At 35.4% G+C, this 17216-nt stretch carries 19 protein-coding genes; 6 read left to right on the forward strand and 13 right to left on the reverse strand.

Going from position 1 to position 17216, the window contains the following annotated elements; all coding sequences use genetic code 11:
* Positions 1-34: 34 nt before the first annotated feature.
* Positions 35-553 carry a ferritin gene (locus tag ACRDEC_RS12160; RefSeq protein WP_431498622.1) on the forward strand — a complete coding sequence of 173 codons (519 nt, stop codon included), beginning with the start codon at positions 35-37 and terminating at the stop codon, positions 551-553.
* Positions 554-771: 218 nt separating this feature from the next.
* Here the strand turns inward: ACRDEC_RS12160 and ACRDEC_RS12165 are convergent, their stop codons facing one another.
* The 8 genes from ACRDEC_RS12165 to ACRDEC_RS12200 all read right to left on the reverse strand — a co-directional run bounded on the left by ACRDEC_RS12165 (position 772) and on the right by ACRDEC_RS12200 (position 6945).
* Positions 772-1725 carry a DUF3078 domain-containing protein gene (locus ACRDEC_RS12165; RefSeq protein WP_431498623.1) on the reverse strand — a complete coding sequence of 318 codons (954 nt, stop codon included), beginning with the start codon at positions 1723-1725 and terminating at the stop codon, positions 772-774.
* 53 nt (positions 1726-1778) lie between these two features.
* Positions 1779-2285, reverse strand: coding sequence for a DUF2480 family protein (locus ACRDEC_RS12170; protein ID WP_431498624.1), 507 nt, complete (start codon positions 2283-2285; stop codon positions 1779-1781).
* A 5-nt stretch (positions 2286-2290) separates the two neighbouring features.
* Positions 2291-2614 (reverse strand): SUF system Fe-S cluster assembly protein, encoded by a 324-nt coding sequence (locus ACRDEC_RS12175; protein WP_431498625.1) that lies wholly within the window; start codon positions 2612-2614, stop codon positions 2291-2293.
* A 9-nt stretch (positions 2615-2623) separates the two neighbouring features.
* The gene (locus ACRDEC_RS12180; RefSeq protein ID WP_431498626.1) at positions 2624-3043 is read right to left on the reverse strand and encodes a SufE family protein; all 420 of its coding nucleotides are present in this window, start codon (positions 3041-3043) and stop codon (positions 2624-2626) included.
* A 1-nt stretch (position 3044) separates the two neighbouring features.
* Positions 3045-3518, reverse strand: coding sequence for a hypothetical protein (locus ACRDEC_RS12185; RefSeq protein WP_431498627.1), 474 nt, complete (start codon positions 3516-3518; stop codon positions 3045-3047).
* A 15-nt stretch (positions 3519-3533) separates the two neighbouring features.
* Complete coding sequence (locus ACRDEC_RS12190; protein WP_431498628.1) at positions 3534-4748, reverse strand: aminotransferase class V-fold PLP-dependent enzyme; 1215 nt, start codon at positions 4746-4748, stop codon at positions 3534-3536.
* Between the two features lie 66 nt (positions 4749-4814).
* Complete coding sequence (locus ACRDEC_RS12195; RefSeq protein WP_431498629.1) at positions 4815-5972, reverse strand: hypothetical protein; 1158 nt, start codon at positions 5970-5972, stop codon at positions 4815-4817.
* Positions 5956-6945, reverse strand: coding sequence for a DUF2157 domain-containing protein (locus ACRDEC_RS12200; RefSeq protein WP_431498630.1), 990 nt, complete (start codon positions 6943-6945; stop codon positions 5956-5958). The genes ACRDEC_RS12195 and ACRDEC_RS12200 overlap by 17 nt, the downstream gene beginning before the upstream one ends.
* Positions 6946-7065: 120 nt before the next feature.
* Between ACRDEC_RS12200 and ACRDEC_RS12205 the strand changes: the two genes are divergently transcribed.
* Together ACRDEC_RS12205 and ACRDEC_RS12210 are read left to right on the forward strand one after the other, a co-directional pair.
* Complete coding sequence (locus tag ACRDEC_RS12205; protein WP_431498631.1) at positions 7066-8412, forward strand: serine hydrolase domain-containing protein; 1347 nt, start codon at positions 7066-7068, stop codon at positions 8410-8412.
* Between the two features lie 283 nt (positions 8413-8695).
* Positions 8696-9688, forward strand: a complete 993-nt coding sequence (locus tag ACRDEC_RS12210) for a hypothetical protein (protein ID WP_431498632.1) — start codon at positions 8696-8698, stop codon at positions 9686-9688.
* A 50-nt stretch (positions 9689-9738) separates the two neighbouring features.
* Here ACRDEC_RS12210 and sufD read toward each other — a convergent pair whose 3' ends face one another.
* Genes sufD through ACRDEC_RS12235 form a run of 5 tightly spaced genes read right to left on the reverse strand, consistent with a single transcriptional unit; the run spans position 9739 to position 14111 of the window.
* Entirely contained in the window at positions 9739-11055 is a 1317-nt protein-coding gene (gene sufD / locus ACRDEC_RS12215; protein WP_431498633.1) for a Fe-S cluster assembly protein SufD, read from the reverse strand.
* Position 11056: 1 nt separating this feature from the next.
* The gene (gene sufC / locus ACRDEC_RS12220; protein WP_431498634.1) at positions 11057-11809 is read right to left on the reverse strand and encodes a Fe-S cluster assembly ATPase SufC; all 753 of its coding nucleotides are present in this window, start codon (positions 11807-11809) and stop codon (positions 11057-11059) included.
* Positions 11810-11819: 10 nt separating this feature from the next.
* Positions 11820-12308, reverse strand: coding sequence for a flavodoxin family protein (locus ACRDEC_RS12225; protein WP_431498635.1), 489 nt, complete (start codon positions 12306-12308; stop codon positions 11820-11822).
* Positions 12309-12315: 7 nt separating this feature from the next.
* Positions 12316-13764, reverse strand: coding sequence for a Fe-S cluster assembly protein SufB (gene sufB, locus ACRDEC_RS12230; protein ID WP_431498636.1), 1449 nt, complete (start codon positions 13762-13764; stop codon positions 12316-12318).
* A 17-nt stretch (positions 13765-13781) separates the two neighbouring features.
* Positions 13782-14111 (reverse strand): HesB/IscA family protein, encoded by a 330-nt coding sequence (locus ACRDEC_RS12235; protein ID WP_431498637.1) that lies wholly within the window; start codon positions 14109-14111, stop codon positions 13782-13784.
* Positions 14112-14388: 277 nt separating this feature from the next.
* Between ACRDEC_RS12235 and ACRDEC_RS12240 the strand changes: the two genes are divergently transcribed.
* The 3 genes from ACRDEC_RS12240 (at position 14389) to ACRDEC_RS12250 (ending at position 17211) form a co-directional block, all read left to right on the forward strand.
* Complete coding sequence (locus tag ACRDEC_RS12240) at positions 14389-15252, forward strand: MBL fold metallo-hydrolase (protein WP_431498638.1); 864 nt, start codon at positions 14389-14391, stop codon at positions 15250-15252.
* 135 nt (positions 15253-15387) lie between these two features.
* Positions 15388-15816, forward strand: a complete 429-nt coding sequence (locus tag ACRDEC_RS12245; protein WP_431498639.1) for a MarR family winged helix-turn-helix transcriptional regulator — start codon at positions 15388-15390, stop codon at positions 15814-15816.
* Between the two features lie 36 nt (positions 15817-15852).
* Positions 15853-17211, forward strand: a complete 1359-nt coding sequence (locus ACRDEC_RS12250; protein WP_431498640.1) for an alpha/beta fold hydrolase — start codon at positions 15853-15855, stop codon at positions 17209-17211.
* Positions 17212-17216: the final 5 nt, after the last annotated feature.

Consider the following 17216-nt stretch of genomic DNA (forward strand, 5'->3'; position numbering starts at 1 on the left):
AAATTTCGTAACTTTATAAAAAAGAGACTCCATTATGCTATCAAAAAACATAGAATCTGTATTGAACAAACAAGTTCGAATTGAAGCCGAATCATCCCAAGTTTATCTGTCTATGGCATGTTGGGCAGAAACACACGGACTTGAAGGTGTTGCACAGTTTATGTATCGTCAATCTGACGAAGAACGTCAGCACATGCTTAAACTAATAAAATATGTTAACGAACGTGGCGGTCATGCCATCATAACCGATTTGAAACCTCCGAAAACATCTTTCGGAACCTTCAAAGAAATGTTCGAAGAATTGTACCAACATGAATTATTCGTTTCTAACTCGATAAACGAATTGGTTCATATCGCTTTTGATGAAAAAGATTACGCTACTCATAATTTCTTACAATGGTATGTAGCTGAACAAATTGAAGAAGAGGCACAAGCCAAAACCATTCTGGATAAAATCAATCTGATTGGTGACGATAAAGGAGGCTTGTATTTATTCGATAGAGATATTCAACAAATTACTGTAAGAAGTGCATCAGCGGTAGGCAAAAATTAACTTAAACGAGATTCGTTTTGGGCAACAAGGAAAAAGATAAGTCTAAAAAGAAACACGATAAAGAGCTTCTTAAAATTCATAAAATTGCTGAAGACTGCAAATCAAAATGTTGTGAAAAATATTTAAAAAGCGAAAAAAAACGATGTAAACGCTGCCCGATGTTCGATTTACTTAAAAAATACCATATAAATACTCCTTCACCCTGAAGGAGTATTTTATTATAAGCCGTAATTGACTCCTAATCCGAATATTTCCCTTACCTGAAATGCTCCAATGGCGTTATCGTCGTAAATAGCCTGAACAGCTAAATTTGTTGAAATGTACTTGTTGATCTTCATCACCAGATTCATTTGATAATCAATATCTACATTTTGCGGAGTGTCTAAATAATCAGAATATAAATTTAGGATGTTCTCCATTGAAATGTTTTCCATCAGATTTAGCTTGTAATAAGCGTTTATAGCCGCTCCAAACTCGAATCGGGTTGTTTCTCCTTGCTCGACTCCATATGCCGCTCCAAACTCGGTAAAATGATCGTGAACAAATATTAAACGAGATGTTGCCGGCGCGAAGTTTACTTTTAAATTATCTGATTTTTTCCACAGCAATCCTGGACCGGCCTGTAAATAAGCCGGAGAAAAGAAGTGTGAAATTTTTACATCTCTCTTATCAGCAAAGTCATCAGCTGGATTTAGTGGTGTTCCGTTGTCGTTTGTAAAATCAACTTTTTTGAATCCGGAATCCATTTGGGTTTTGAAATTTAAAAACGCAGAGTAATACCAATTTCCTTGACCTATTTTTTTTCCTAAAAGTGAGGTAAATTCAAATCTATCATCAGATTTAGTGGTTTCAGCATCTTTTAATTTGGTTAAACCATAAGCCACCAGAATCTTGTTGTCCCAAACGATATTGGGCGTTTTATAGTTGAAGTCGTAATTCAATCCTACATTTCCTGCCATACTTGATGTTCCACCGCCCAGCCATTCGTGGTTAAAAGCTGATTGGTTAAACAACAAAGTGATGTTCCCGGTTTTTTTCCAGCCCATATTGGCCGTGTCTTGGGCTTTGGCAGCTGCTTTTGCAGTTTTGTCAATAAGTTCTTTTTCTGTTTGCTGCGCATTTGAACAAACTCCAAAAAATAAAACCGATACTACTAAAATTGTCTTTTTCATAGAATTTGTGTTTACAATTCTCACAAATTTATGAAAAATATATTCCAGTTACTTTATTTTTTCGATTTATATAGTGGTACTGCAGAGCATGCTTCACCATACATAATGCTTCTGGCAAAGGGCTGAAGTTTTTGCAGTGCCATAACATAAGCGCTTTCCGGGACCGGTTTTTTGGAGCACCCCTTAATAATAACGGGTTTGTCCTGGTATTTAGAATAATCTATATCTGCAAGAATTTCCTGGTACAGTGCGGTTTCTAAATCACTAATTGTACCCATAACCACTTTTTTAGCAAACGGAGCAACATAAACCGTTACCAGAATTATGGCCCAAGCAGGAAGTATTGCATCGGTGGCACAATGAATGGCGACAAATTGATTTTGGTATTTAGACCAATCTTCGGTTTTTAAAACTTCACGAAAATCCTTTTCTTTCAAAAGAAACCCTTCATAAAGCCATTGTGAAATGTCAATTTGCGTCCTTGTCCCCTTTGGATAATAATCTTCCAAATCGAAAACTTCCAAGGCACTACCCGCTACTTTGTTTACAATCTCTTCCATTTTAATTAAAGCATTCCCAACTCCAACTTAGCTTCTTCACTCATTAAATCTTTGCTCCAAGGCGGATCAAAAGTGATTTCAACTTCGCAGGATTTTACAGTATCAATTTTTTTTATTTTGTCTTCCACTTCTTTAGGCAAAGTTTCGGCAACAGGACAATTAGGTGATGTAAGTGTCATTAAGATTTTTACATCTAAAGTTTCATTTACAAAAACATCGTATATCAATCCCAACTCATATATATCAACAGGAATCTCCGGGTCGTAAATTGTTTTTAAACCTTTTACTACTTCTTCTCCTAAATTGATTGTGTCGTTAAATTCTTCCATTTTCTTTAATTATTGCTTAGCCTGAAAAGCCAAAGCGTACATTTTTATTTGTTTTATCATTGAAACCAATCCGTTTGCTCGAGTTGGCGACAAATGATCTTTTAATCCTATTTCATCGATAAATTTCGTGTCTGCTTCCAAAATTTCTTTTGGTGATTGATTTGAAAAGGTTCTAACCAAAATCGCTATAATTCCTTTGGTAATTATGGCATCACTATCGGCAGTAAATACTATATTCCCGTTATTTTGCTCCGCATGCACCCACACTTTGGATTGGCATCCTTTAATGGTATTTTCTTCGATTTTATATTTTTCTTCGATTAACGGAAGACTTTTCCCTAAATCGATAACGTATTGAAAACGCTCATCCCAATCATCAAACATCGAAAATTCATCAACAATTTCGTCTTGTATTTCTTTAATTGTCATTTTATTCTTTTTTATCGGCAATCTCGATAAGTTTATTTACAATTTTTTCTATTTCAACTGGTGGAAAACCTCCGTCAAATGTCACTGATTCAAATGTTTTGTCTTTTTCAATCACTCTGAAATTTGCCATTGGCGCACCATCATATAACCGTTGTTCTGTAGGTGCTTTTAAATTAGCCAAGCCTTCTTTTTTTACTGATTTATAAAGCGAAACCAGTTCTTTCCAGTCTGCATCACTGATTTTAACTTCTTCAGGTTTACCATCTCTGACATTCGTCACCCAGGCAATTTGATTCGCAATTGAAATCCTTCTGAAAAAACCTCGTGTATTGGCTTCATATTCCAATTTTGGCATTACCGTTTCCTGTTTCATGGTTGCTTCTCCGGTTAAATTATCTTTTTCTACTGCTTTTTTCTGACAGTTACAACTTGAAAAAGTCACTATCATGGACACTATTAGAGTAATTGCTTTCATAATTAATTTGGTTTTTTAGGATAACATCATTTTAGCTTTTTTAACCGCTTCTACAAATATATCAATTTCTTCTTTGGTATTATAAAACGAAAAACTCGCTCTTATAGTTCCCGGAATAGTAAAATAATTCATAATAGGTTGCGCGCAATGATGGCCGGTTCGTACCGCTACTCCTAACTTATCAACAATTGTACCAATGTCATACGGGTGAATTCCTTCAATATTAAATGATATGACCGAAGTCTTTTCCTTACTGGTTCCATAGATTCTTACCCCTTCAATTTCGAGCAATCGTTGAGTACCGTATGCTAACAATTCCTTTTCCTGTTTCTGAATATTTTCAAATCCAATCTCATTCAGATAATCTATAGCTGATCCAAGCACAATTCCATCGGCGATATTAGGAGTTCCTGCTTCAAATTTATGCGGTAATTCAGCATAAGTCGTTTTTTCGAAAGTAACTTCTTTTATCATTTCGCCTCCGCCCTGATAAGGTGGCAACTTGTTCAGCCAATCTTCTTTTCCGTATAAAATTCCAACACCTGTTGGCCCGCAGATTTTATGTCCTGAAAACACATAAAAATCACAATCCAATGCCTGAACATCCGGCTTTAGATGCGGTGTTGCCTGTGCGCCATCGATTAAAATTGCGGCTCCGGCTTCATGTGCCTTTTCAATCATATACTTTATGGGATTGATGGTTCCCAATGCGTTTGAAATATGATTTACAGCGACAATTTTGGTTTTATTGGAAAGTAATTTATCAAAATCAGAAATAATCAATTCTCCTTCATCATTCATTGGAATCACAACCAGCTTCGCTCCGGTTCTTTCGCACAACATTTGCCAAGGAACAATATTGCTATGGTGTTCCAGTGCAGAAACCATAACCTCATCATCTTTCTTCAGAATCGAAGCAAATCCGTTCGCTACCAAATTGATTCCATGTGTAGTTCCTGAAGTAAAAATAACTTCATGTGCATGTTTTGCATTGATGTGGGTTTGTATTTTTCCACGCGAAACCTCGTATGCATCAGTTGCTAACTGACTCAAAGTATGCACTCCCCGATGAATATTAGCATTAATTTCCTGGTAATATTTTGCAATCGCATCAATAACCACCTGCGGTTTTTGCGAAGTAGCCCCATTGTCGAAATAAACCAATGGTTTTCCGTTTACAGTTTGCGATAATATTGGAAATTGAGCTCTTATTTTCTGAACATCAAACATAACATCTAAAATTTAGTGCAAATTTACGTTATGTTTATTTAAAATAATGCTAATGAATTGATAAACTTAGTAACTTCCCCCAGAACCACCACCACTAGCATCACCGCCACCAAAAGGCATTTTTTGCTCTGTAGCCGGCATTCCTTTTAAATTGACCTGCAAATTGACAATAACCGCTTCCACGTTAGACAAAATAGCATTATTAGCATTTCGGTCTTGCGCGAAAGTGACACCTGAAGTTTTATGTTTTAGTTTTCGGATGGAAAAATAGGCCAGTATTGAAAGCAATGTCCCTCCCAAAATCAATGCAATTTCAAGGGGCAAAACGGAATAATAGTATCGAATGGTATAAAACGAGAATGCTAAAGCGGCAAAACCAATCAGTAACATCAACTTGTCCTTCTTTAATAAAGAATAAAAGATATAAGAAATCGGAATTAAAAAAGTCAATCCATAAAACAAAAAAGCAAACGGAATGTCAGTTCCTGGTGCAATTACAACATTCATCAATTCTTCCGAAAGCTCCCTTACTACTAAATAATTCATGGATAAATAACCCAAAATAAGAGCAAAAGCCTGAATGAGAAGCAGACTGTTTTTATAATATCTTTCGGCTGTTTTAACCAATTTAGCGTATAAAAAATAAAGGATGGCTGCTAAAAAAAGCGTTACAAAAGGCAAAAATCCTTTATCTATAATTTCAAATTCAACAATTAAATCACTGAAAAACCCAACAATCCCTATACAACTTATAAGGGCTGACAAAATGTTTAAATAGCGTAAACAACAAAACAATCCAACAATCACCATCGAAATAAAAACAGCTATTGGCTGCTCGAAAACAACACCGATGCCACAAAAAAGACAAGCTTGAGCGCCTAATATAAAAGCATCATCCAAACCGTAACAATAATAATTCTGTTTGGCCAAAATTTCACATCCAACAAAACCAATCAAGGAGTATATAAAAAGCAGAAATTCATAATTTGATGACAATCCTGAAATAGCAATCAAAGATAGTGTCCCGGCAATAGAAGAATATAAAATACATCCTAGCAGAAAAAACCCTATCCAAATCAGGAAATTATGTTGTTGTTTAAGCCCTGGGAATTTTAATAAAATCGCGTCAAGCTGACCTTTAGTAATAAAATTACTGTTTCTTAAATTCTTGGCCTCGTCAACTAAAACACTATTATTTAATAATTCTTTATTTACTGCGATCATGACTGTGTTTATTAAACTGTTTAATTAATTTGATAAATAAAATTATGGAGGCAATAATATAAAATGGAGTAATAATAATCATCAATTCGGTAAAAAGATTAAAATCAATATAAGACGATAACTTATATAAGAAAATATTAAAACCGATATAACCGTAAATTAAAGTGAAGGTAAAAACAGAAACAGCATGAGTTTTATAACTTATTTGGTAAAAATAATAGGTCGAAGCTGCCATTAAAATCACAAAAATCAACCAATAATATTCTAATAATCCAGCAATGCAGCAAATACTTATTAAGTGCAAAGCAAAAGTGAGAAACACAAAACCAAAATGTTTTTTTAAACCGATTTTCTCCGAATAATAACTCCAGGCAATAAGCAAAATCCCTAATGCCAATCCATAATAAGAAAGCATCGGATGGTTATAAATATCATTTTCCAGAAGTGCTTTGGGTGTGATGGTGATTCCTATCGTAGCCGCTAAACCTGTTATCGCAATTGACAAGGCACTTTTGTTATTAAAATAATAGGCACAGCAGAAACCAATTATTGCCGAAAACAGCGTTGTTAAACTATAATCCGTTCCGAAAATCGTATATTGAAATTGAAGATAACCCACAAAAATACAACTCAAAATAGTTCCCATAAGTACTAGATAGTTGTAAACAGGATTCTCAAAATCTACATCTTCTTTTGAAAATCCTTTCGATTTTTTAAAACTGAAATAAAAACAAACCGTTGTTATCAAAAATAAAACAGCCAAAATAATACTGTGACCAATCGTGTCAATGTTTTTATAAATCAAGGTTCCGACACCTGTAGTGAAAAGCAATACCGACAAATACAGCAGAAACAACAACTCATTATGTAAAGAGAAAATACCCAGCGATCGGTATTGTTTTACAGTATCGGATTGCTCTTGCGTAATTAGGTTTTCATCCAATAATTTCTGTAGTATTTCTTCTTGTTTCATTTTTAAAAATATCAGTAAAAACAAATATACCCAAAAAACAGCCGTAAAAAACACAGTAAATTCTTAACATTTCAATATTGAATCTCTTTTTTTATTAATTTGCATCAAACTTGAATTCTTATGAAGAAAATATTTCGTTTTATTGGATTAGTGCTTTTGGCAGCCATTATTTATTACGGTTTTGTAACCTATCCGAAGCTGGATCTGATCTCCGGATTCTCTTCAAAAAGCATTGCTTCCGGGCATTTTATCGATAACCGTTCGATGAAAACCATTGAAGAAGGCGATAACGATATCAATATGATCGATTTAGCCAAAAATGAGATTGATGAAAAAACAAAAACGGCTTTCGCCTCAGTGTATGGCCTGAAAAGCAGAAAAGCTATTTATCGCGAAGGTTTGGGCGCTGTTTTGGTCGATGATGATTTCGACGAAAGCAAGCCGTACAATGTTCCTAAAAGAACCAAACTTAGCAATAACCTGTCTTTTCCTTACGGAAATAACGAACCTGAAAAGACCGTTTTCCCTACTGTAGATTATAAAAAGTTAGAATTGGCCGTTGCCAGTGCATTCGATAAAAAAGGAGAAAAAAAGCAGCGTACCCGTTCGGTTCTTGTACTCTATAAAGACAAAATTATTGCCGAAAAATATGCTGACGGATTTACGAAAACTTCTAAAATATTAGGTTGGTCTATGACTAAAAGCCTGACAGCCACTTATTTTGGAATATTGCAAAAACAAGGAAAATTTGACATTAACAAACCGGCTCCTGTCGCTGAATGGAAAAACGACGAACGCAAAGACATCACCACAAACGATTTGCTTCACATGAATTCAGGATTGGAATGGGAAGAAGACTATACACAAATCTCTGATGTGACAAAAATGCTGTTTCAAGCCGAAGACATGTCTAAATCACAAGTTGAAAAACCAGCAGCTTTCAAACCGGACACACATTGGAATTATTCTTCAGGAACGACTAACTTACTATCCGGAATTTTGAGACAGCAGTTCAAAACACATCAGGAATATTTAGATTTTTGGTTCAGTTCTTTACTTGATAAAATCGGTATGAATTCAGCCATTGTCGAAACTGATATGGCTGGAAATTTTGTTGGTTCTTCTTATGGCTGGGCCACAACGAGAGATTGGGCAAAGTTTGGCTTATTATATTTACACAAAGGCAATTGGAACGGTGAACAAATTTTCGACGAAAGCTGGGCGAAATATGTTGCTACACCAACAAACACTTCAAAAGGGCAATATGGTGCGCAATTTTGGCTGAATGCCGGCGGTTATTTCCCTGATGTGCCAAAAGAAATGTTTTATTGCAGCGGTTACCAAGGCCAAATGATTGCTATTTTCCCTTCTAAAGATTTAGTCATCGTGAGAATGGGATTGACAGAAGAACCGGATTTTGACTTTAATGGATTTTTGAGAGACGTTGTAGGAAGTGTAAAACAATAATTTTCTTATTTGGACAAAGCAATTTCAACACATTACACATCAAATCATTATACAAAATAAAGAATGCCATAATTTACAAATTGTTGCTCCATAATTTATAAATTGTCCGAGTAACCGTTTTTTTAATAATTACAAAACCATCAATTTTGCATGGCTTTCAGGTCATCTGTCATTAAAAATCAAGACAAAAACAACCTGAAAGTTATAATTCTTGCGCAGGAATTAGGCGATTTACAAATCTCAAAATGTTATTGAAGATTTTAATTATTAAAAAAATAGTATTATGAAAATCAAATCTTATTTATTAACAGCGCTATTTGCTGTTACTCTTATTTCTTGTTCTAAAGACGATGCCACCACAACCGATGCCAATTCGGAAAATAAAGTGTTAAGTTTCAATTCGGAAAAAGAAATGCAAAACAAAATTGCTGAAATTACCATTTTCAAAAAAGCCCAGGAAGCTCAAATTATTGAGAATCTTTTAAAAAGAAATCATTTAGAAGCACCATCTTTAGCAGATTTGGAAACTTTAAAAAATTCAAACGCCCAAATTGATGAAAAAGCCATTTTAGAAGATTTAAAAATTTACCATAACGAAAGGCTTAATGGTATTTATGCAGAAAGAGCTCATTTTAACTTCACAAGTATTCAAAGTATTGCAGATGAAATTAATTCTTTGACATTATTGAACCCATCTAAAGCTAGTGAGTTGTTCAATAAGTATGCACCTCTTTTAAAAACCGTTGAAGCTTTAACAAGTCCTGTTTTTGACAATGATGTAGCATTGGTAATGAATGGCAATGGTAAATTAATCTTGAAAAATGAAGTTTTCACTCCAAAGCAGAACAATGAAGTTAATTCAAAATTACTTGTTGCAGGAGATATAAAACAAGGAATCTTAGCTACTAATGGTTTTTTTAGCGTGACTTGGCATGTAGGTGTAAGTGAGCACAAAGACGATCTTGGTCATGCTTATTATGGCAATTTTACACAATTTGGTGGTTTTGTTAACAATGTCCTTTTCCCAACTTGGTTTTATCCTGTTGCCAACTCAAAACAAAATTTTGTAAAACCTGGTACTATAAATCCTGTTTTATTTCGTATCGTAGCTTTCCCGACTAGTGCTGGAACTATTGTAAGAACTGATGATGCTGTTTCTTGGAACAAAGAGTATTGGAACAAATATGTCCCAACGGAAGGAGCTGTTGCTGGAACATTCGTAACTATTATAAATGGTCAATTTGTAACAATTAGCGGTTCAAAAACCATCAACTAATTGTTTTTAAGTTATAAAAAAACGTCCCGACAAAATCGGGACGTTTTCTATTATAAATCAAATCCTAAATTCACACCCAGTTTTGTGGCAATGATTTTAGCAATTTTGATTTTGAGTTCTGGTATTTTGATACTTGATGTTACTTCGCTGGTAAAAGCATACATCAGCAGTGCTTTGGCTTCTTTTTTAGGAATTCCTCGCTGTTGCATGTAGAACATGGCACTTTCGTCCAATTGTCCAATCGTACAGCCGTGAGAACATTTCACATCATCTGCAAAAATTTCCAACTGCGGTTTCGCATTAATTGTTGCTTTGTCGCTTAATAAAATGTTATTATTCTGTTGGAAAGCGTCTGTTTTCTGCGCTTCTTTTTCCACAAAAATCTTTCCGTTGAAAACACCTGTTGCACTATCATTTAGAATAGTCTTATAGTTCTGATGGCTTTCACAATTAGGCGTTGCGTGCTGCACTAAAGTATAATGGTCTACGTGTTGCTTGTCACCAATAATTGTAATGCCTTTTAAGGTACTGTCTATTCTTTCGCCCTGATGGTAGAAATTCAGGTTGTTTCTGGTAATGTTTCCACCAAAAGAAAAAGTATGCACTGCAACCCTGCTTTCCTGTTTTTGAGCAATGTAAGTGTTGTCAATCAAATTAGATGACTGTAAATCATTTTGAATTTTATAATAATCGACAATGGCGCGTTTTTGAGCAAAAATCTCTGTTACAGAATTCGTCAGAACCGGATTTTCATTCAAACTCTGATGACGTTCGATAATCTGGACATGGGCATTTTCTCCCACAATAATCAGATTACGAGGCTGAACCATCAAAGCTGCTTCGTTACCTGTCGAAAAATAGATGATTTCGATTGGTTTTTCAACGACTTTACTTTTTGGGATATTGATATAAGCTCCTTCATTGGCGAAAGCCGTATTTAAAGTCGTCAGACTCTCTTCTTTACTGGCAACCTGATTAAAGAAAGTATCAATAATCATTTTGTATTTTGGTTTGGTCAATGCCGATGACATTAAGCAAACATCCAGTCCGTCATGCGTTGTTGAAGATAAGTAAGAACTGAAAATACCGTCAATAAAAATTACTTTGTATGTATCTAAATCATTTAAGAAGAACTTTTTAACTTCCTTAAATTCGATTGCATTTTCTTTCTTTGGAAATACACTGAAATCGTTTTTAAGAATTGTGTTCAGTGAAGTATATTTCCAAGATTCTTCTTTTTTGGTCGGGAAGCCTTTGTCTTCAAAGTTTTTGATAGCTAAAGTTCGGATACCGTGCAAATCAGCATCTACATCAACATTTTCTTCAAAAGCCATGAAAGAGGCAATTAATTTTTCTTTCAATTCCATATTATGCTTCTTGTTCTTGTTTAATCCAGTCGTATCCTTTTTCTTCCAATTCAAGAGCCAATTCTTTTCCGCCTGATTTTACAATTTTCCCATCGTATAAAACGTGTACAAAATCAGGAACAATATATTCCAACAAACGTTGGTAGTGTGTAATTACAACCACAGCGTTGTCTTTGCTTTTCAATTTATTGACGCCATTTGCAACAATTCGCAATGCGTCGATATCCAGACCTGAATCGGTTTCATCCAGAATAGCTAATTTTGGATTTAACATCGCCATCTGAAAAATTTCGTTACGTTTCTTCTCACCACCTGAGAAGCCTTCGTTTAGTGAACGTGATAAAAATTTACGGTCAATTTCCAACAATTCGGATTTCTCACGGATTAATTTCAGCATTTCATTTGCCGGCATTTCCTCCTGACCATTAGCCTTACGGCTTTCATTGATTGCCGTTTTCATGAAGTTTGTCACTGAAACTCCCGGGATTTCGACAGGATATTGGAAAGAAAGAAAAACACCTTTATGCGCTCTTTCTTCCGGAGCCAATTCTGAAATGTCTTCGCCTTCAAGATAAATTTCTCCATCTGTCACCTCATAATTCTCATTTCCGGCAATAATAGATGATAAAGTACTCTTTCCAGCACCGTTTGGCCCCATAATAGCGTGTACTTCACCTGCTTTTACTTCAAGGTTGATTCCTTTTAATATTTCTTTATCTTCAATCGAAGCGTGTAAATTTTTAATTTGTAACATTGTCTTTATTTTATATAAAAGCTAATTCTATTTTATCTATATCTGTTGGGTTGTCTGCATTAAAATGCTGGTTTCCCAAATAGTCCATTCCTAAATATTCAGCTGACAAGCGAAATGGGAGATAAAAATCATATTCAATTTCGTCATCATGTGAATTAGAAATTACGGCAAATTTCTTTCCTCTCAATTTTCTTCCTGTTTCTTTTTCAATTCGGATTAAATCTGAAAGTCGATCAAAAAAAACTTTCATAATACCACTCATGCTGTACCAGTAAATTGGTGTTGCGAAAATCAGCGTATCGTATTTTTCTATAATATCTCTCATCAGAGGCAAAAAATCATCTGCTCTGTTTTTACTTTCGTAATCATAATAGGAAAAATTGTAGTTGTTCAGATTCACAACATCAATAGCAAACCGTTGGGCAATTTCATCCACAATTCTGGTGGTATTTCCATTGCTTCTGGAAGATCCTAAAATAATGACTTTCTTATTTTCCATTTTGTAATTATCCTACTGAACCTTCCAAGGAAATTTCTAATAATTTTTGTGCTTCTACAGCAAATTCCATTGGTAATTTATTCAGCACTTCTTTACTGAAGCCGTTTACGATCAATGCAATGGCTTTTTCTGTTGGAATACCACGCTGGTTGCAATAAAAAACCTGATCTTCTCCAATTTTTGAAGTGGTGGCCTCGTGTTCGATTTTGGCTGAAGTGTTTTTACTTTCGATATATGGAAAAGTATGCGCACCGCAATTGTTTCCCATTAACAATGAATCACATTGCGAGAAATTACGGGCATTATCGGCTCTGGCACTAACTTGCACCAAACCTCTGTAACTGTTTTGTGATTTTCCGGCAGAAATACCTTTGGAAATAATAGTCGATTTAGTGTTTTTACCCAAATGGACCATCTTGGTTCCTGTATCAGCCTGTTGGAAATTATTGGTTACGGCAATCGAATAAAATTCTCCGATTGAATTATCCCCTTTTAATACACAAGACGGATATTTCCAAGTTACGGCAGAACCGGTTTCGACTTGTGTCCATGAAATCTTTGCGTTTTTCTCGCATAAACCTCTTTTAGTCACAAAATTGAAAACCCCTCCTTTTCCTTCTTTATTACCCGGATACCAGTTTTGAACAGTTGAATATTTTATTTCAGCATCGTCTAAAGCGATTAGTTCCACTACAGCGGCGTGCAATTGATTTTCATCGCGGCTTGGCGCCGTACATCCTTCCAGATAAGAAACATAACTTCCTTCATCGGCAATCACTAATGTTCTTTCGAACTGACCTGTTCCTGCTTGATTGATTCGGAAATAAGTGGATAATTCCATAGGGCAACGAACCCCTTTTGGGATATAACAGAATGACCCGTCAGAGAAAACCGCCGAATTCAATGCTGCATAAAAGTTGTCTTTTTGCGGTACTATTGTCCCTAAATACTTACGGACTAACTCCGGATGCTCTTTTATTGCTTCAGAAATAGGACAGAAAATAATCCCTTTTTCTCCCAATGTTTTTTTGAATGTAGTAGCTACTGAAACAGAATCGACAACAATATCCATAGCGATATTGTTCATCTTTTTTTGTTCGTCAAGAGAAATTCCCAGTTTTTTATACATTGCTAAAAGTTCCGGATCAACATCATCTAATGTTTTATTCGGATCTACTTTCTTTGGCGCTGAATAGTAAGAAATCGCCTGAAAATCAGGTTTCTCATACCGAACGTTAGCCCATTCCGGCTCAATCATTTCTTTCCAGGCACGAAAAGCTTCGATGCGCCAGTCAGTCATCCATTGTGGCTCTTCCTTTTTTAGGGAAATGGCACGGACAATATCTTCATTTAAGCCAATAGGAAAAGTTTCAGATTCTATATCAGTATAAAATCCGTACTCGTATTCTTTATTTTCGAGTTCAATTTTTAGGTCGTCCTCCGTGTATTTTGACATAATTTTTTTTAATTTTTTTATAGAGAGAAAGACTCTCCACAACCACAAGTTCTGTTTGCATTCGGATTATTAAAAATAAATCCTTTCCCGTTTAATCCGCCAGAAAATTCTAAAACTGTTCCAGCCAGGTATAGAAAACTCTTTTTCTCGACTGCAATTTTGATGTTGTTGTCTTCAAAAATCTTATCATCTTCCCCTATTTCTTTGTCAAATTTCAATTCATAAGACAATCCTGAACATCCGCCACTTTTTACGCCTACTCTAACGTAATCTCTGGCAGCATCAAAACCATCATCTTTCATCATATCGACAATTTTTTTACTTGCTGTATCTGATACCTTTATCATTGCTAATTTTAATTTTGTCTAAATTATCCACAAAGATACTATATTAAAACCTTTTTCCATAATTGCTAACATTTTTATAACTGATTGCGGTATAGAAAAAGTCTATTCGACAGCTGTAAAACACATAGATTTTCTTAAATTGCGTGGATAATTCAAAATTTGAAAGATTAAAAGATTCATAGGGAATAATCGCAATCAGGTTGTCCAAAAATCAAAAGCCTTCGATTGTTTCTTATAGAATTTTTAAACTTTAATTTTTAAACCTTTAAATAAAACCATGAAACTTTACCCTATAGAAACCGGCAATTTCAAACTTGATGGTGGTGCTATGTTTGGCGTTGTGCCTAAAACCATTTGGAATAAGACCAATCCCGCAGATGAAAACAACCTAATCGATATTGCGGCACGTTGTTTATTAATAGAAGAAGGCAACCGCCTGATTTTGATTGACACCGGAATGGGAAATAAGCAATCAGAGAAGTTTTTTGGCTATTATTCGCTTTGGGGAACACATTCTATAGATAAATCATTGGCGAAATACGGTTTTCATCGCGATGATATCACTGATATTTTTATGACACACCTGCATTTTGATCATTGTGGCGGAAGTATTCAATGGAACAAGGACAAAACAGGATATGAACCTGCTTTCAAAAATGCGAAATTCTGGACCAATGACAACCATTGGGAATGGGCAACCAAACCAAATGCAAGAGAAAAAGCCTCTTTCCTTTCTGAAAATATCCTTCCGATGCAGCAAAGCGGGCAATTGAATTTCATAAAAAGGCCTGACGGGGATTTTTTAGCGAAATCAGAATTGGATTTCGGAATTTTCTTTGTGGATGGACATACCGAAAAAATGATGATTCCTCACATTCAATACCAAGGGAAGACCATTGTCTTTATGGCCGATTTATTGCCAACAGCAGGCCATTTGCCTTTACCTTATGTTATGGGTTATGATACGCGGCCGTTATTGACTTTGCCGGAAAAATCCAAATTCCTAACTACAGCAGCCGAAAACAATTATTATTTATTCCTGGAACACGACGCCCACAATCAGATTATTACTGTTGAAATGACAGAAAAAGGGGTTAGACAAAAAGAAGCTTTTACCTGCGAGGCTATTTTTACCAACTAACCTAATTCAATAAAAAACACAGACAGCTTGCTAACCGATAAGAATCCAATTGGTTAGCAGCTGTTAATTTTATATTAAAATCTATTTGATATATCAAATATTGATAAATCATTTATAATTTTGAAAAAAATATACATGGAAAAATTAAAAGACATCACTTTTTACACCATAGATAAAGCCATAAGAACATATCGGGTTTACGCTCAAAAAAAGCTAAAAGAATACGGATTCAAAATAACCATAGACCAATGGCTGGTTATTAAATCAATTCTGGAAAATCCGGAGATAACACAACAGGAAATAAGCGAAATGGTTTTCAAAGATAATGCTTCGGTGACGAGAATCATTGAAATTTTAGTAAAATCAGGATATTTAGAGCGGTCAGTGAATTTGGAAGACAGAAGAAAATCCAATTTAAAAGTAACCCTCAGCGGAAAACAAATCATCAAAAAAGTGCATGACCTGATTTTAGAAAACAGAAAAACAGCCCTTCACGGAGTAACACTAAATGAGTTGGACATTCTGAACAAAACATTAAATCAAATCATCAGGAACTGTAAATAATTGTAGTTTCAATCATCAATCAAAAAAACAAAAATCATGGTACGATTAGCCTGGACATTAGGAGTCATGTTGGTGACGGCAATAGCCACCACATTGTACGGACAAAGTGCAGTTCCTGTTGAAACAAATCAAGAACCACAACGAAAAGCCTTCATAGGACTATTAGGCAAACCTTCCGAACAAGGATTTACTGTTGATTCGGTAGCACCGAATTCAACAATGTGGAAACTGAAAATCAAAAAAGGAGATGTTATCAAATCCATCAATGGGAACCCGACCACAACATTCGAACTATATGCTGCCGCTGCAAACCAAATCAGAGCAAACGACAAAGTAATTGTTGCCTATGTAAGGGAAAATAAAACGGCAACAACATCTGCTAAAGCAATCATAAAACCACTAGAAACATCGGCAACTGCCGATGTTATTTATGATTGGGTAAAGTTTAAAAACGGCTATCTGCGGACTTTAACCCGAAAACCCAAAGGAAAAGACCTTGTCCCATGCATTTTACTAATTCCCGGTTATGGCTGTGGAAGTATTGAAAATTACAGTAAAAGCTACAACGGAAAACTGATTGACGAATGGCTAAAGAATGGTTTTGCAGTGGTCACCATCGAAAAATCAGGAATGGGAGACAGTTTTGACTGTGAGCCTTGTACTGAAGTCGACCTGCAAACCGACATAGAAAGTTTTGATGTCGGATACCGATATATGGAACAGCTTTCCTTTGCAGACAAATCAAAACTGTTTATCTGGGGCCATTCTATGGGTGGCACAATCGCTCCTGAAGTAGCTAAACGACATCATCCGAAAGGAGTGATGATTTTTGGATCCGTATTCCGCCCTTGGAGCGAATTCCTCTTGGAAATGCACCGCGTACAGAAACCGTTGTTGGAGCATCTGACTTATCAGCAAACAGAAGACTTCACCCGAAAAATCCAAAAAATCTATTATGAGTTCTTTGTGCTCAAAAAATCTCCGGAAGAACTCTCACATAATCCGGAATACAAAGACTTAGTGGTTTCGGAATTGAATTACAAAGCGGGAAGCACCAATATGTGGGGAAGATCCTGGAAGTTCTGGCAACAGCTGGATTCTCTGGATTTAGCCAAAAGCTGGCAAGAAGTAAACTGTCCTGTCTTAATTCTTCATGGCGGAACCGATTATGAACAATGTTCTCTTGTAGAACCAATGCTCACCCAAAAAACAATCAACGAAAAACATGCGAATTCCGCCACATGGATTACCATATCCGATTTGGACCATTTTATGATGAAAAGCAAAGACTGGCCTGAAGCAGTTAAAAACTTTAATGAGCAACAATATGCCAAGGGGAATTTTAATCCTAAAATTGCTGAAGAGACAATCAAATGGCTGAAATCGAAAGTATAACTTTT

Source organism: Flavobacterium sp. (assembly GCF_050696275.1).
Taxonomy (GTDB): Bacteria; Bacteroidota; Bacteroidia; order Flavobacteriales; family Flavobacteriaceae; genus Flavobacterium.